This window comes from Bacillus sp. GBSW19, from assembly GCF_002998655.1.
GTDB lineage: Bacteria > Bacillota > Bacilli > Bacillales > Bacillaceae > Bacillus.
Genome location: NZ_PVRF01000003.1, coordinates 78,794 through 95,085 on the forward strand (window position 1 = coordinate 78,794; position 16,292 = coordinate 95,085).

A 16,292-nucleotide genomic window follows, 5' to 3' on the forward strand; every position below is an offset into this window, starting at 1 on the left:
TCAATGCCCTCCATTAAAGAGGGGCGGAATCCAAATGGACCCCGCCCCTACATGTTCATTTTTTCTTTACAATGTAGGTTTGTACCTGACAAGGTGTGAGCGGTTCAATGTGTAATGATCCATGTTGTGCTTTGAGTATATGTCCTTCAGGTGTTTCGCCTAAATTCGCTGTTTCTCCGTGTTGTAGAGATGAACTATTGATTGAAGCGGCTGTTTGACGCGTTAAATATGGATTGAAGAGACGGATGACAATGCCTGTTCCATGCTCTTCTTTTTTTAGAGCGCTTAGAATGGCTCCGTCTGTCTCAATGTCAAGCAGGCTATAAGTAGATTGTAAGTCTTCTTTTTCATCTCGGAAAGAGAAAATTAAACGACCGTTTAAAAAGTCTGCCCGTTCGTAGCATTGAACTGGGGTGGTATACCGCTTAGCAAGCTGCGCTAAGTGCCCCTCGCTGACAGCGTCCTTGCTATAGTGCATGCCAAATGAGAACGACAGTGCACCTTGCAGCTGAGCGTCAGGTGTCTCAACAATTTTTTCCCCAGATGCGCGGCCTGGACGGTAAAGAAGATTTTCTTTCCCCATTTTTCCGAAACAGCGGAAGAGCGTATACGCAATCGTTGTGTAGCCTTCTCCTGTGATCTGGTATTCTCTCACACAGTCGGTCAATAGAGCGACACCATATGCTTCATCACGAAGTGCAGTAAAGGATTGCATCGGTTCAATGGTGATCGGTTTTTCTTCCCAATGCTCATTGCTCCACCATTCAAGCTCTTGCGTGAGCTCTGTTGGGCGTTCGATGGTTCCAAACTGCTGATCGCTCAGTGATACCTTTGATGCGATGCCTGTATCAAAGAGGACACGCAGACGATGGTCTAACGCATGATTGTCGACATCGACATGAAAACGGATGACAGGCTCATCTTTGTTTAATGCCACCTTCGCTGTGATCGGGAGTGAAGTCGTGACCGATTGCTGAGAGCGCTCTTCTAAGTCATATGGGACAGTGAGAGTAAGCTGGATGGTGAGCTCTTCCTGCAGGCCGCTTTTAGACACTGTGATGTCTGCTGAAGAAAGATCCTTGGATGACACATACAGATCTTCGCGCGGCGGGGAATAGTTGTAGGAATCTCCATCGTCTCCATTGTCTTCAAAGATCATTTGCTCAGAGAATGTCCGGCCTGTTTGTTTATCTGTGATGTCCAGCGATCCGTTGTCATTTGCCGCTATGCGGTAATACGTATTTTCAATCGCGCGTCCTTCTGTTTGTTCCCATACAGATTCGCTCGATTCATCGAAAACCATGCTGACTTGTGTATAACCAACGGACGGTAAGCTGGCGGCTTCAATCAGCAGAATGGCTTTCCATACTTGTTTTGGCATGTACACATCTTTACTTGGGTTAAGAGAAATTTGCTGTGCCAGCACATAATCTGTGACATCGGTTTTGCTTTTCACTGTGTAGTGAAGCGTTCTTCCGTTTGCATCCTTTAGTGTAAATGGACGTTCCGTGATAAAGGTTTCGACCTCAATGACTTCAGAACGCTTTGAAGGCAGTGTATTAAATAACGTGAATGTGATTTCTTGCTCAGTTTGCAGTCGAATAGCAATGAGACGCATGTGTAAGTCCACAAGATTCTCGGCGATTTCCTTTGCCTGCTTGTAGCGGAAGAAGACATCTTGATTCGTCGTGTCGCTATTGCAGCCGCCAATGCTGTCATGCGCTGCATTTTCAAACATGAGGTACCAAATATCACGAACCGTATCATGCGGATAGTCGTGTCCGAGTGAATAGCTAATCGTTAGGATGGGTTCCATCACATTGACGAGATAGTTTTCAATTTGATTGTTTAAGATTTTTAAATCAGCTCGTGTTGAAAAAATAGATTTGTGAATCCGCATATGCTTCGCATGAATGAGCTCTCCTTCTAATGTTTCAAAAGACGTCCGCTCTTTTTTTACTGCTGCAATGTAATCTTCTAAACTGCTAATTTGATAGTGGTGCTCGTTAAGTTCATTGGCTTTTTCCAATAAGTCAGGCAGGTTTTTGCGGATCGGTGCCTGGTCAAAGCCATTTGGGAAATAGACATTCTTTGTGGTTGCTTTTGCTTGCAGCGCACCAATTTTTTCAGATAAAAAGGCTTGTAAGTCCTCATCCTTTTCAGGAATATTTCCACCGTAGTAGTAGCCAAATGGCAGGTTCACAGCAAAGACCTCACTGCCGTCAGCACCTTGCCAATTGAATTCAGTGTGATTCGTCATATGGTCTGAAACACCGCGCCAAAAAGCTGTATCCACAATGCCGAATCCACGGTAAATTTGAGGCATTTGCGCGGATTGACCGAAGGAATCAGGGACATAGCCGACTTTCATCACATGACCGAACTGCTGACAGCGTTCAATCCCATATTGCAGGTTCCGTACAATCGATTCACCTGAAATGACGAGCTGGTCGGTTTGGGTATACCATGGGCCGATGATGAGACGTTTGGCTGTGACGAGCTTTTTGATTCTATTCTCATCCTCAGGGCGCCATTTCAAGTAATCATCCAATAAGGATGCCTGTGCATCGAGCATGAAGTAATGGAACCTTTCATCTGTTTCAAGGGTGTCTAAAATGTCCATTACGCTTTTCATTAAGTAGATACGGGATCGGGAGGTGGTGAAATACCATTCCCGGTCCCAGTGAGTATGTGGAATCACATGTACATTGACAGTCATTGATCAACGACACCTTTCTATGTTCAAATTATCCTTCTAGCACAAGGTCAAAATCGTCTTCTTCTTTCTGCTTCTGGTCATGTTCTGGCGTTTTTGGCTCTTTTTTCTCAGAGAAATTCACAAGCAGGTTGGCGCCAATACCGATGACGAGTGCGCCAGTAAGGGCTCCGATTAAATAGGCCCACCAGTTTCCGACTGAGAAGAAGCCGTATAGCCCGCCAATTGGCGGCATGATGTCATGAACACCTAATAATGCAGCGACCCCGCTTCCAGCAGCACACGCGACAACATTGAGCGGAATTAATTTCAAAGGATTGACAAGGGTAAAAGGAATCGCCCCTTCCGTAATACCGATAATGCCCATCACAAGCCCGCCTCGTCCGGCTTCTCTAAAGGTTGGAGAGAAGTTGCGTTTTCGAATCAATGTCGCAAGCCCGTATCCAAGCGGCGGAATGACAATCGCAATATTGACGAGGATGGCAGGGAGGTAGACGCCTGATAGGAAGAGTGCATTACCTGCCATCCAAGCGGATTTATTCACCGGTCCGCCAAGGTCGAAGCCAATCATCGCACCTAGAATCAGAGCGAGTGCAAGTGTGCTTGTGCCGTCAGCGACCATACCTTTAATCCATTCAATTAATGCCGTGTTCAAAGCGCCTAATGGCCCGCCAAGCAGAACGGACATGAGAAGTCCGGTTAAGCCAACGGTAATAAGCGGTAAGATGAGCAGAGGAACGAGTCCTGCTGCGGAGCCTTGAATTTGAATTTTTCGTTTCACAAAGAGAGCAACATATCCTGCGAAGAAGCCTGCAATGACGGCACCGATAAATCCAGCATTCGTTGAGCTGGCAAGGGCACCACCGATGAAGCCGGCCGCAAGACCTGATTTATCCGCAATCGAATAGGCGATAAATCCAGCGAGCAGGACGTTCATTAAGCCAATGCCTGTCCAGCCAACCTGCTCCATTAAATAGGCGCCGTGTAAAATGCCGCCAGCATCCTTATAGGCGTTTAAATCTGAAACACCAAATCCTAATCCGACTAGTTTTGCTAAACCAACGATAAGGGAGGCGCCGATGATCACAGGAAGAATATAAGAAATACCGGTCATGAGATGGCCTTCAATGACTTTTAATTTTGCTTTCATTTTGCTTTGCTCCTTTCTATATGGCATTGCTCACGTTTATTGAGATTCAGATTTTTTCTTTTCAACAAGTGCTACGGCTTTTGTGATGATTTGCTCGGCATTTTTTAAGGCGCGTCCGATCTCGACACGTACTGTGGGAATGCCTGAGAAACGTTCCGCATCGTTGATATGCTGATTTGAGGCAATGATACAAAGGTCTGCCTGTTTTGCTTCCTCTGCTGTAATGCCATTTACCTGTCCCATAATCCCTTGCTGCTCGATTTTGATCTCGTGACCGAGCTGTTTACCCGCATTTTCTAACGCCTTTGCTGCCATTGGTGTATGAGCTAACCCTGCTGGACATGAAGTGACACCGACAATTTTCATTGTGTAATCCCCTCTTTCAATTGTTGTTCAATGACTTCGTAATAATAGTCAGCGGTTTGACCTGGTTGTATCTTTTCGATGAAAGCCGGTTCCATGAGGCTTGTCGCAATCCCTGACAGTAATTTCAAGTGTGTGACATTTGCTTCTTCTAATGGAACGAGCAGTGTAAATAAATAGCTTGTGGGCAAATCGTCGAAGCTTCCCCATTCAATCGGTTGTTCTAACTCTAAAAATAGAAGTGAAGCCGTTTGTACAGCGGAGCTTTTTGTATGAGGAATGGCGAAGCCTTGCTGAAGTCCTGTTGAGACTTCGTCTTCGCGTGTCAACAAATCGGATAATAACCCCGCCTGATCGTTTGTAATCTGAAGGTCTTCAGCTTTCTCGGCAATGTATTGTAAAATCTCATTCTTTGATCGTCCGTTTACTTGTGTGAAAACATGATCTTTTTGGAACAAGCTGATCCCTTCTCTCTTGTTTGTTAAGCGCTTACAAGTTGATTGTAATGTACTTTTCGGCATGGTTAAATAGCATCATTTTCCGTTTGAAATGGCAAAAAGTTTATGAAGCTATCTGTCATACTTTCTGGATATCTCAAATCCTAGCTTAAAACGAGTTTAATTATGTAAAAAACAGATTCTACTAAATGCATTTCTGTGATATTCTTCCAAGGTATTACAAAAGATAAGGGGGTCTTTTCATGTTCAAAAAGCAGGTCAAATCCTGTGTGATCGTACTCATGGCCATCATTCTCTGTATGGCGGCATTACCTGGATATGAGGCAGCAGCTGCCAGTAAAGGAACAACTGTCAATGAAGCCATTGGGTTAAAAAATGGTGAAGTGATTTCAGGTACATTACAGAATGAAAAGGAAGAGTCATGGTACCAAATCACGCCATCTGCACAAGAGGTGGCAAAACATACGCATATGAAAATTTCTGTAAAAAGTAAACAAGTGTTGTCCGTATCGGTCTATCCAAGCAAGGACAGAGCGATGAAGGATGACACTTATTCCAGATATCGTGTGGACACTGCAAGTGGAGAGACAGAGATCGACTTCCCGCATGCATGGTCAGGTCCTTATTTTGTCAAAGTGCTCTATTTAGGGTCGGAGGAAGACAGCCGTGATGAGGAAGAGGATGCGGCCTATACAATTGGGTATAAAGGAGCTAACCTTCCGCCTTCTGAACCCGTTTTCCCTGAAGACGATGAGCCTGACATCATTATTATTGAGAAAAAGTACGGGCGCGAAATTCTCCAATCGATGCGTACAATTGAAGATAAACGTTTTAATGAAACACCAAATGGTCAGAAGCTGAGTCGCCTGCTCCAAAAGACAAAGCCATTTCTCAAATTGAAGCTCATCAAACAAAAAAATGAGCAGCAAAAGGTATACAATCATCTGCTGACATTAAAGTCACTGCTAAATGACGTAGAGAAAAATGGTGCATTTAGCGGTCATATCGTGACAGAGAAAGAACAACAGGCGATCCGTTCCCTTTTTGATATGCTCAAAGGAGCAAGTCCTGCCTATTTAAAGAAGGAATTAGAAGCAGTGAGTCAAAATATTGGAATCGATCAGCTTGAAGGAAAATCGATCGGTTATGTATTAGAGAAGCAAAAGCTTGTAAAAGAAGAGAAAGTGAAGACGAATAAGATCATTTTTAAATTAAAGGATGGCCAAACGCTTCAATCTGCGAAAAAGAAGATGAAAAGCTATGGAATCCAAGAAAACCGCGTGACATCGCAGTCAGTAAGTCCTTTGTTTAAAGGAATGTATGTCTATGATGTACCAGCAGGGCAAGAATCAGCTGGGAAGACACTAAAAGCAGGCAAAGCTGTGATCAAAAGCACTGCAAGAAAGCTGTCCAGTATGCCGAATGTTGAATTTGCGGAGCCTGTTCAAACGTATCGTGCACTTAGCAATGACGTGCAGTATGGTTACCAGTGGCCACTGAAAAACAGTGCGCAAAACAGCGGGAAAAAAGGCGCTGATGTGAAGTTTGAACAAATGAATACACTGATTGGCACAAGCAAGATGAAGCAAACATTGATTGCAGTTGTGGATACAGGTGTAGACAGTCGTTTGACTGATTTAAGCGGGACTGTTCGTACGGACTTAGGTGCGAATCTCATTGGACGAAACAAAGATGCGATTGATGACAATGGACACGGTACGCATGTTGCCGGCATCATTGCCGCAAAAGCCGATAATCATTACTCCATGGCAGGTCTCAATCAACATACGGGCATCATTCCGGTGAAGGTGCTGGATGCCTATGGCTTTGGAGATACAGAGCATATTGCACTTGGAATCAAGCATGCAGTGGATAAAGGTGCAAAGGTCATCAACATGAGCCTTGGCGGCTACTACAGCAGGGTGATTGAATACGCAATGAACTACGCGGCTCAAAGAAATGTACTAGTGGTCGTGGCGAGTGGAAATGATGGCGTTCCAGAAATGGGCTATCCTGCGACATCAAAGTATGCAATGGCCATTGGCGCAAGCAACCGTATGGATATTGCCGCTGAATTCTCAAGCTACGGTAAAGGACTGAGCATGTCTGCACCAGGATCTGATATTCCAAGCTTAATGCCAGATGGGAATGTCTCATATCTGAGCGGGACATCAATGGCGACACCATATGTGGCAGCGGCAGCAGGATTACTGCTTTCTAAAAATCCATCCTTGAAGCCAAATCAAGTAAGGAATATCTTGCAAAGCACAGCAGATAAGATCTCCTTTACATCTGTTGATGGAAAAGATGACGTTTTCTATGATGAAAACGATGAGCCAATTGTCGATCCGAAAATTCCAGGTATTGATTGGATGACAGGTCATGGCAGACTGAATGCATTTGCTGCTTTAAGTGCTGTCGAACTGAATGCATCTGTGAGCAAAGTGGAGGATCAGCATCAAAAGGTGACAGGTAAAGCAAAGGCCGGCGCTGCTATTTCTGTGTATAGAGGCAGAACCCTGCTTGGAAAAGGCACAGCAGGCAAAAATGGAACTTTTAGTGTGAAGATCAAGCATCAGAACAAAAACAAAGTCCTTCACATTAAGATTTCAAAAGGAAAGGCCGCTACAACGCTCAAAACAGTCGTCAAAAAAGGCAAAGCACCAGCTAAGCCGAAAGTGGGAAAAGTAACGGTCAAAAGTAAAACGGTCAAAGGTACTGCGGGTGCAGGATTGACCATTAAAGTGAAAAACAAATCAAAGAAAGTCATCAAAACGGTGAAAACGAATAACAAGGGCGCATTTACTGCCCAAATAAAACCGCAAAAAGCCAAAACAGTCTTGTATGTGACCGCTTCTGATGTGAGAAAAAGAGAAAGCAAAGCGGTGAAGGTTGTTGTTGTGAAAAAGTAAGAGAAGAACTTCCCTTTCTAAAAAAGGGAAGTTCTTTTGTTTGTTACTGGAAAAATACCAATTAATGTCGATGGTAATATAGTAGGAAAAAAAGGAGGATTTATCGATGAAAAAAATGATGTTTGCTTTCTTTCTATCATTGCTTCTCGTATTCCCAACCTTTGCACATGCAGAGGAAACAGGAGCAGTACCAGCATCTGTACAAGTAACAAGTGTTACAGCAGCCGATAGTGGATTGGTGAATTACGGCTATGGCAGTAAATATCGCGTGGGTTCTTATTATCCAGCTACGTTTAAAGGAACACTAAAAGATGCAAGTGGAAATCTCATGCCCAATCAGCCGATCCAGCTTTATTTTGAAGCAGCAATCAAATCATATGCTCAAACAGCGACAGGCACAACAGACGTAAATGGACAATTTTCACTGACGTTTCAAGTTCCTGCAGGTGCAGGCTACCAAACATACAATAATGCAGGCTGGTCTACACATTACTACGATATCGTTCCAGTGACGTTCACTTCAAACGACATCAAGCTATCTTCAAATGTCACAAGTGTATACCATTTGGCATATACATCACGTTACTAATCTGCTGGAAGAGGCGACTTGGCGAAAGCCCTGTCGTTTTTTTCATAGAAAAAAGGATGTCATCATTTGACATCCTTTTCTTTTTGTTAGCAAACCTGCTGGGCGGCAACCGAAAGAGTCGATAAACAAACACTCATGAGCCGTGACTCCCAGATTTGATCGAGTGTTTACCTTTTAATTCTGAGCTTTGATGGATAAGAACTTTCACACTTGAACGTTGATCCTTGAACCTTCAGCTTTGAGCTTTTATCAAGGATCATCCAGAGATGATCAGATGAGGAGGGAATGACCTTTCCCTCGGAGGTGTTTAGTTCTATCGATTTTCGGCTCACTAACAAAATCAATTAATCGATCTGTATTTTCGTCAGTGTATTGCTTTCAGACAAGGAAAAATCAACTTCCATTTGAAAATCCTCAATTTCGTTCGAAAGCTTTTCAATCTTCACTCGAAGACGAAGCGGATCGATGATCGTTGCCTCATTTTCAGCTAGGAACGACTTGACGATCTCTTGGTTGGCAGCCGCTTGTGTTTTTCCGTCTTTTCCAAACAAGGTTTCTAAATGCTGGTCGAGTCTCTTTTTCACATCTTCATTGGTTTGTTCTGCTTTGTCTACTAGTTCTGTGTACACCTTTTTTAATTTCCGTAAATAACGAATATCGTATTCAATGGACGTCTTCCGTTCAATCGCTTCTGCCACCGTCATGCTGACACCCGCTACATCAATTGTTGTGGTCGCATTCGACACAACAATGGCTGATTTGATGGCATTCCGGCGTTTGATTAATGCTTGAATCGATTGGTCATCAGCCTTCGCCTTTTTTTCGATTTCTTCTTGATTTTGAAACCCGTGCTGTATATGTTTCCCGATCATCAATCCACCAAGTACGGCTTCATCAACGGTTCGGTTGATTCTCTTATCTAACATTTTCAGTTCACTTAATGCTCTTGTAATGGTCATTTCCATATTAGTGACAACTCCCTTGGTTCATCCTGAAAATCATAGATTCCTATCATATACCAATGTGTGTTTCTTTTGCTAGCGATATCCTTTTTTGTCAAGTTGTTTATACTTTAAAAAACCTGGTGCTATACACCAGGTTCTTCTCGTTTTTTCTGAATCCAAGCTGTCACATAATAGGCAGCATAGCAGAGCGCGATGAAAGGAATGCCGCAGATGAGGGCAATCCGCTGATTTGGATCAAAGGCAATACCGATGACAGATGCAAAACACAGGAGGAAGGCAGCAATTGGAACCACTGGATAGAGCGGGGTTCGAAAGGAAAGATCATGGAGCTGTCCGCCTTCCTGTAAAAAACGTTTCCGAAACATCAACTGTGACGCAGCAATCCCCATCCACACGATTACAACGGCCAGTCCAGAGATCGAAACAAGGACAAGGTATACCGTTTCGGGTGCGATGACACTTGATAACAAAGAAAGAATACCGCCGATCATACTTAAAATCAGTGCATTCAAAGGAATTCCTTTTGATGTCAGCTTTGCAAGTTTCTTAGGCAGTGTCCGTTCCTCAGAAAGTGACCAGAGCATACGGGATGACGCGTATAGTCCAGAGTTTGCAGCAGATAAGATCGCTGTCAAAATGACAAAATTCATGAAATCTGCGGCATATGGAATCCCGATTCGATCAAACACCACAACAAATGGACTTTTGATCACCCCGGCTTCTTCCACTGGGATCAAGCCGGCTAAGACCACGATCGTTCCAACGAAAAACAGGACAAGACGCAGTACGGTTGTGCGAATCGCTCTTGGAATGGTCTCGTCAGGATTGACGCTTTCACCCGCAGCAATTCCAATTAACTCCGTACCTGAAAAAGCAAAATTGACGGCTAGCATCGTCATTAAAATTGGTAAAAAGCCGTTTGGGAAAAGTCCGCCTTCTCCAGTGAAGTTAGAAAAGAACGGAGCGGCCTCACCGCCCTTTAATGGAATCAAGCCAAACATCGCAGCTCCGCCAAGGATAATAAAGAGAATAATAGCCATTACTTTAATGCTGGAAAACCAAAATTCCGATTCTGCAAAGAACTTAACTGTAAAAGCATTGAGTAAAAAGATGAGAAGAGCAAAAACGCCGCTCCACATCCAAACCGATGTGTCTGGGAACCAGCGCTGCATTAAAAGGCCTGCCGCTGTAAATTCCGAACCGAGTGCCACTGTCCATGTCAGCCAGTAGAGCCAAGCGACTGTATAGCCTGTGCCGGGTCCAATGTATTTTGTTGCATACGTATGAAAGGCCCCTGTAACCGGCATTGCGACAGATAGCTCGCCTAAACAGAGCATCACTAGGTACACAATTAATGCCCCGACAAGATAGGCAAGAATCGTTCCTGCGGGTCCTGCCTGATTGATGGTATACCCAGAGCTTAAAAAGAGCCCTGTTCCAATAACGCCGCCTAGAGAAAGCATGAACAGGTGGCGGCTCGTCATTTTTCGTTGATATTGTTGTGACTGATCTTTTGCTTGTTCCATGTCTTCCCGCCCTTTTGCTTAGAAGTATGTGTGATGATTCGTGGTGCTATGATGTGGTTTGTTTTAAGATGTCCGTGATATCTTCTGGGGTCGTCCGGCAGCAGCCGCCGATGATATGCGCGCCGTCTTTGTACCATTGATGCGCACATTCACCAAATGTATGCTGAGATGTATCCCCGCTCCATACCTTTTCTTCAGGATCATATAATTCTCCTGAGTTTGGATACACGACAATCGGCTTGCTCGTCCCCTTTTTCATCTCTTGAATGAGAGAAGAGATAAATTGCGGCGGCGTACAGTTTACACCAACAGCAGCGATCTGTTCATAAGGTTCCAATGCTTGTACACATTCTCTGAGCAAATCACCTTCACTAATATGAAGGTCATCCTTCGCGCTGAAAGTAATCCAAGCACATACACCACTGAATTCATCTTGCAGCAGCTTTGCGATAGCCGTTGCTTCAATCAGACAAGGGATCGTTTCACATGCAAGAATGTCTGCACCAGCTTCTACTAATGCCTGAATTCTTGGTCTGTGAAAATCAATAAGTGCCTGCTCCGTGAGTCCGTAATTTCCCTTATATTCTGAACCATCAGACAAATAAGCGCCGAATGGCCCCACAGATCCTGCGACAAATGGTTTTGTCCGCCCTTTACGACGCGCTTCATCCTGCCAAAAAAGATCGCGTGCCTCTTTTGCTAAAGTGACAGATCGTTTCATTAGTTCAATGGCTTCTTCTTTTGTATAGCCTTTTTCAGCGAAGCCATCAATCGTTGTTTGGTAGCTCGCTGTTGTGGCACAGTCAGCTCCGGCTTGGAAGTAATCCAAGTGTACTTGCTGAATCAATTCTGGCTGTTCAATGAGTATTTTGGCTGACCATAAACGATCGTTTAAATCGCAGCCCTTTCGTTCAAGCTCCGTTGCAAGTGCACCGTCTAAAACCAAAGGTGCGTGAGGCTGTAAACGGCTTTGAATAGGATTCATCGGAATCGAACACCCTCCTTTTTAGTTGGAAATGATGGATATGATATGAGGCAGTAGTTTAAATGACTAAAGTGTTTTTGTCAAGGAGAGGAAAAAGCATGATATCGCGGAAAAACCTTGAAAACATGCGGGTTCCGGTGCATAAACATGCAGTCAAAATAATAGAAAACCAAGTCATTGACAGCCTCTAAAAAGAGATATATATTATGGAAAGGTTCATTTCAGAAAGCTTCATCAAAAGGCGCTGTCTTTTGATTTTTATTTTGTCCAACGACTGTCTTCTTTCGTGCAGAAAGAGGGTTTTTTATATGCTTAGAAAAGGAGGAAAGAAGAAATTGAAAAAATGTGTAAAAGATTTGGCTATGATTCTGATTGGTTCTTTTTTATTTGCTGCAGCAGTGAACATGTTTGTCATTCCACTTGAATTTGGTGAAGGCGGTGTAACGGGGCTGTCCATCATTTTCTATTATTTGTTTGAAATTGCACCATGGCTGACGAACCTGGTGTTTAATTCCATCCTGCTGCTTGTGGGGTATAAATATTTGGACAAGAAGACGACGATTTATACTGTGGTTGCCGTCGCAAGTAACTCCCTATTTTTACACCTGACCACAACATGGGTCGTGAATGTACATGAATTGATCATTGGAGCGATTTTCGCAGGAATTATCATCGGTATTGGAATTGGTCTTGTGCTAAGAGCAGGCGGTACAACGGCGGGTTCTGCCATACTCGGAAGAATTGCCAACAAGTATTTAGACTGGAACGTGAGCTATGCCATCTTGTTCTTTGATCTGATCGTCGTATTTGCTTCCTACTTTATTATTGGTGCGGAAAAATTAATGTTCACCATTGTGATGCTGTACGTGGCAACAAAGGTGATGGACTTCGTGATAGAAGGGCTTAACACGAAAAAGGCAGTAACGATTATTTCTTCATGCAAAGATGATATTGCTGAAGAAATCAATCACACTTTGGATCGAGGCGTGACGATTTTAAACGGACGCGGTCATTATTCAAAGGAATCGAAGGAGATTCTCTACGCAGTCATTCAAAAGCAAGAGCTCATGCGCCTAAAGAAAATCATCAAGAAAATTGATCGAGACGCATTCGTTGTTGTCCATGACGTGCGTGATGTGTTCGGAGAAGGATTTGTGAATATATAAACCTGAAAAGACCTTAACCGGGTCTTTTTTTATGCTCTATACCTCTTGTCACATCATACTATGTATTGTATAGTATAAATGGTTAGGAGTTGTAATCATGAATGCACAATTAAAAAAAGGTTTGCTGGAATTCTGTGTACTGGCGGTATTAAAGAAAGGCGATTCCTATGGTTATCAAATTATTAAAGATATGTCCCATTGTATTGAGATTTCAGAATCGACATTATATCCGATATTAAAGCGGTTAGAGCAAAACAACTATGTGGAGACCTATTCCCAGGAACATAACAGTCGATTAAGAAAGTACTACCGAATGACAAATAGCGGCCGTGAGCATATGGCGCAGTTTTTAGCGGAATGGGATCAAGTAATGGCGATTTACGACTTTATTTCTGGAGGACAGGGCAATGAATAAAAAAGAATTTTTAGCCAGCTTAGAGAAGCACCTGCATCGTCTAGGCGAAAAAGAAAGTGATCGGTTCATCGAATATTACGATGAAATGATCGAGGATTATCAGGAAGATGGCTACAGCGAACAGGAAGCTGTTCATCAAGTGGGTCAGCCTTCAATCATCGCTGAGGGGATTATGAAGGAACAAGGAATCAAAACTGCTCAGGTGCCGACGTTCGGAGAAAAAGCTACAAGGCTTTCCATTCTCATTTTGGGCTTTCCGTTATGGGGAAGTATTTTAGCAACGGTCATTCTGCTGATTCTTTCTGTCTATATGGTGGTTTGGTGCGTTCCGCTCGTCACAGGTGCATTGACGCTCACTGGTCTGCTCGGAGGTTTTTGGAGCATCATTGGTTCTCCATTTATTTTTCAGGACGGTTTGCATGTGGTGGTGACGCAGGTTGGAGTGGGTATTCTTCTATTAGGTGTCGGATTATTATGCGGCATAGCCACGGTGTATTTGACAAAGCTATTTGTTCAAATGACTGTTCAAACCACTAAGGCATTCATGGGAATGTTTAAAAAGAAGGTCGTGAGAATATGAATGTGAATGATTTAAAAAAGCAATGCATCAAATGGGGGATCATCTTCACCGTTGTCGGAGGAATGATCATGGCAATTGGTTTTGGACTATCAGGCTTTGACCTAGATGCATATCACAACAATGACCAGAACAATGTGTTTCGCACTATCAATTGGAACAAGCCATAAATGAAAGACCCGCTTATGCGGGTCTTTTTTTCGCTCGAACCACAAAGAAGAAATAACAGCAAAGTGCACCTAGTTCACAAAGCATAATGATCAGGCCCATTGGAAAGGCTGTTTGGCTTCCCGCTAGTCCGACAAGAGGTGTCATGCATGCGCCTAGCAGCATTTGTGCCACCCCGATGAGGGCAGCTGCACTTCCTGCATGCGCTCCATGATGCTGCATCGCAAGAGACGGCGCGGACGTACCGACAATTCCGACGCTTGAGACAACAAAAAACAATGGAATGAGAATGCCATACAATCCTGCATCAATGGAGATCATCAAAAATAAGGTGACGCCGCCTAAGGCAGCTGTCAGCAATCCAATGCGAAGAACTTTCTCTTCGCCGATTTTTACAGCGACACGGGCAAATACTTGTCCAGCCATGATGATGCCAAGACTGTTCACTGCAAAGGCAGCACTAAATCCTTGTGGAGAAAGGTGGAAAAGATCCTGGAGCACAAACGGTGAGCCAGAAATATAGGCAAACATCGCTGCGAATACAAGACCCTGCGAGAGGGCATACCCAACAAAGAGACGATCACTCGCTAAAATTTTCATGGCACCAACAATCTGTTGAAAGCCCCCAGTCTGTCTGCGCTCCACAGGTAAACTTTCTTGTAGTGAAAAAATGGATCTCAGCAGCATCAAGGCCCCGAGAATTCCTAGTAGAACAAATACACCCTGCCATGTTGTAAAGCGTAAAATCTGTCCGCCCACAATAGGTGCCGCTGCCGGAGCAACCCCGTTGACCAACATCAGCAGTGCAAAGAATTTCGTCATTTCTGATCCTTCATAATGATCTCGCACAATGGCTCGTGCAATGACAATGCCAGCTGAACCAGCGAGCCCTTGAATCAATCTTAAGAGGATGAACATCCAAATCGATGTGACTACCGTACATAAAAGTGATGAGGCTATAAAAATGATTAAGCCGATCATCAGCGGTTTTCTTCTGCCGATCGTATCACTAATAGGACCTGCAATCAGCTGTCCAAGCGCCAGTCCAATAAGACAAGCCATAAGACTTAATTGGGACAAAGCCGTGCTTGCTTCAAAATCACGCGCAATATTAGGCAAAGCAGGTAAATACATATCCATTGCAAGCGGTGCAAGGGCTGTTAAAGACCCAAGCAATGCAGCAAGGAGAAATCGATTTTTTTTCGATTCTTGGGGATAAGATAAAGAACTCATATGATTACTACACTCCTCGTATACTTCCTCAAAACAGCATAATGAATCAAGCGTTCCTTTTCAATAGAAATTTTCAAAGATGGATTCCGTGCAAAATGATTGATCTTTCGAATGAGACTCTTTACATTGAATGAGTAGAGAAAAGAACAAGGTCATCGACATGCAGTATTTGCATGATACGTATATCTAGCAATAAGCAACAGGAGGTGCTGACATGAAGCAGCAAGAGCTGATCATTCGTCAAGCAGTCAAAGAAGATCATGAAGCGATCAGGCATGTACTAATCAAATCCTATTCACAGTATGAGCCTCAATTTACAGAGGAAGGCTGGCAAAATTATTCTGCTGCGCTTGCAGCAGCTGTAGATAATCCGAACATGGAGCTGATGCTTGTGGCGGAGCTTGAAGGCAAGGTCGTGGGGACGCTTCAAATGTTTCGGTCATCAGAGCAAGCGTATGACAAACCCGAAATGGGCATTACATCAGCCATCGTCCGGTTTTTAGGAGTAGATCCCGATGTTAGGGGAAAAGGAATTGCAGAGTCATTGTTACGTAAAAGTATTGAACTTACGCAATCATGGGGCGAAAATGTCCTGTATCTTCATACATCTGATAAAATGCAGGCTGCCATTCGTCTATATGAAAGAATGGGCTTTGAGCGTGCACTAGATAAAGAATTTGTGAATCAAAATGGGACGCATGTCAAGAGCTATCAATATGTTATCCAGAAAGAACAGCCGGCTGGTTCATCACATCACTCGTAATAAAAGGAAGAGCACGTCCTTCAGGGACAGCTCTTCCTTTTTTCAATTTACGCCCACAGTACAAGCGCCCAATATGATACCCCCCACGAAATTAAACCGAACATGACTTTTAACACGCGTTTGTAAAGGGACAGCTTTCGTTCTCTCTTCGTTTTCACCAGCCGCCAATAAAAGGCATAGCTGCATAAAAAGAGGATGATTTGTCCAAGCTCTGTAAGGTTTTCAAAAATCGTGATTCCGTTCATTTATTTCACTTCATCATAGGTCTTCCATAAGTAAATGCAGCAACCCTTTATTTCTTCAAAA

General features: G+C 43.6%; 16 protein-coding genes. 7 read left to right on the forward strand and 9 right to left on the reverse strand.

Features of this window, described 5'->3' with window-relative positions:
• Nucleotides 1-55: 55 nt before the first annotated feature.
• From mngB to C6344_RS14995, 4 genes are read right to left on the reverse strand one after another with little or no spacing between them, the layout of a single operon-like run.
• The gene (mngB, locus tag C6344_RS14980; protein WP_106073064.1) at nt 56-2,719 is read right to left on the reverse strand and encodes a mannosylglycerate hydrolase; all 2,664 of its coding nucleotides are present in this window, start codon (nt 2,717-2,719) and stop codon (nt 56-58) included.
• A gap of 28 nt (nt 2,720-2,747) precedes the next feature.
• Nucleotides 2,748-3,866 carry a PTS fructose transporter subunit IIC gene (locus C6344_RS14985; RefSeq protein WP_034664325.1) on the reverse strand — a complete coding sequence of 373 codons (1,119 nt, stop codon included), beginning with the start codon at nt 3,864-3,866 and terminating at the stop codon, nt 2,748-2,750.
• A gap of 36 nt (nt 3,867-3,902) precedes the next feature.
• Complete coding sequence (locus tag C6344_RS14990) at nt 3,903-4,232, reverse strand: PTS fructose transporter subunit IIB (RefSeq protein WP_007498438.1); 330 nt, start codon at nt 4,230-4,232, stop codon at nt 3,903-3,905.
• Nucleotides 4,229-4,750: a PTS sugar transporter subunit IIA gene (locus tag C6344_RS14995; RefSeq protein ID WP_223250468.1), complete on the reverse strand. Its 522-nt coding sequence runs from the start codon at nt 4,748-4,750 to the stop codon at nt 4,229-4,231. The genes C6344_RS14990 and C6344_RS14995 overlap by 4 nt, the downstream gene beginning before the upstream one ends.
• 179 nt (nt 4,751-4,929) lie before the next feature.
• On the opposite strand from C6344_RS14995, the gene C6344_RS15000 reads away from it, so the two are divergent.
• On the forward strand, nt 4,930-7,599 hold the full coding sequence (locus tag C6344_RS15000) for a S8 family peptidase (protein WP_106073065.1): 2,670 nt from the start codon (nt 4,930-4,932) through the stop codon (nt 7,597-7,599).
• Between the two features lie 106 nt (nt 7,600-7,705).
• Nucleotides 7,706-8,188, forward strand: coding sequence for an Ig-like domain-containing protein (locus C6344_RS15005; protein WP_060595449.1), 483 nt, complete (start codon nt 7,706-7,708; stop codon nt 8,186-8,188).
• Nucleotides 8,189-8,532: 344 nt separating this feature from the next.
• Here the strand turns inward: C6344_RS15005 and C6344_RS15010 are convergent, their stop codons facing one another.
• The 3 genes from C6344_RS15010 to mmuM all read right to left on the reverse strand — a co-directional run bounded on the left by C6344_RS15010 (nt 8,533) and on the right by mmuM (nt 11,664).
• A complete protein-coding gene (locus tag C6344_RS15010) occupies nt 8,533-9,153 on the reverse strand; it encodes a hypothetical protein (protein WP_034664315.1) in 621 nt (206 codons plus the stop codon).
• A gap of 122 nt (nt 9,154-9,275) precedes the next feature.
• Nucleotides 9,276-10,679, reverse strand: coding sequence for an S-methylmethionine permease (gene mmuP / locus C6344_RS15015; protein ID WP_060595450.1), 1,404 nt, complete (start codon nt 10,677-10,679; stop codon nt 9,276-9,278).
• Between the two features lie 46 nt (nt 10,680-10,725).
• The gene (mmuM, locus tag C6344_RS15020) at nt 10,726-11,664 is read right to left on the reverse strand and encodes a homocysteine S-methyltransferase (RefSeq protein ID WP_060595451.1); all 939 of its coding nucleotides are present in this window, start codon (nt 11,662-11,664) and stop codon (nt 10,726-10,728) included.
• Nucleotides 11,665-11,999: 335 nt separating this feature from the next.
• Between mmuM and C6344_RS15025 the strand changes: the two genes are divergently transcribed.
• The 4 genes from C6344_RS15025 to C6344_RS18900 all read left to right on the forward strand — a co-directional run bounded on the left by C6344_RS15025 (nt 12,000) and on the right by C6344_RS18900 (nt 13,992).
• Nucleotides 12,000-12,830 (forward strand): YitT family protein, encoded by an 831-nt coding sequence (locus C6344_RS15025; RefSeq protein ID WP_066031792.1) that lies wholly within the window; start codon nt 12,000-12,002, stop codon nt 12,828-12,830.
• Between the two features lie 97 nt (nt 12,831-12,927).
• Nucleotides 12,928-13,245 (forward strand): PadR family transcriptional regulator, encoded by a 318-nt coding sequence (locus tag C6344_RS15030; RefSeq protein WP_034664309.1) that lies wholly within the window; start codon nt 12,928-12,930, stop codon nt 13,243-13,245.
• A complete protein-coding gene (locus C6344_RS15035; protein WP_066031385.1) occupies nt 13,238-13,825 on the forward strand; it encodes a DUF1700 domain-containing protein in 588 nt (195 codons plus the stop codon). Before C6344_RS15030 ends, C6344_RS15035 begins: the two co-directional genes overlap by 8 nt.
• Nucleotides 13,822-13,992, forward strand: coding sequence for a hypothetical protein (locus C6344_RS18900; RefSeq protein WP_181185465.1), 171 nt, complete (start codon nt 13,822-13,824; stop codon nt 13,990-13,992). The genes C6344_RS15035 and C6344_RS18900 overlap by 4 nt, the downstream gene beginning before the upstream one ends.
• Before the next feature lie 13 nt (nt 13,993-14,005).
• On the opposite strand, the gene C6344_RS15040 is transcribed toward C6344_RS18900, so the two are convergent.
• Nucleotides 14,006-15,223 (reverse strand): multidrug effflux MFS transporter, encoded by a 1,218-nt coding sequence (locus C6344_RS15040; RefSeq protein WP_066031384.1) that lies wholly within the window; start codon nt 15,221-15,223, stop codon nt 14,006-14,008.
• Nucleotides 15,224-15,437: 214 nt separating this feature from the next.
• Here C6344_RS15040 and C6344_RS15045 point away from each other — a divergent pair, with 214 nt between their 5' ends.
• Nucleotides 15,438-15,986 (forward strand): GNAT family N-acetyltransferase, encoded by a 549-nt coding sequence (locus tag C6344_RS15045; RefSeq protein ID WP_066031383.1) that lies wholly within the window; start codon nt 15,438-15,440, stop codon nt 15,984-15,986.
• 47 nt (nt 15,987-16,033) lie between these two features.
• Here C6344_RS15045 and C6344_RS15050 read toward each other — a convergent pair whose 3' ends face one another.
• Nucleotides 16,034-16,231 carry a hypothetical protein gene (locus C6344_RS15050; protein WP_066031382.1) on the reverse strand — a complete coding sequence of 66 codons (198 nt, stop codon included), beginning with the start codon at nt 16,229-16,231 and terminating at the stop codon, nt 16,034-16,036.
• Between the last annotated feature and the right edge of the window lie 61 nt (nt 16,232-16,292).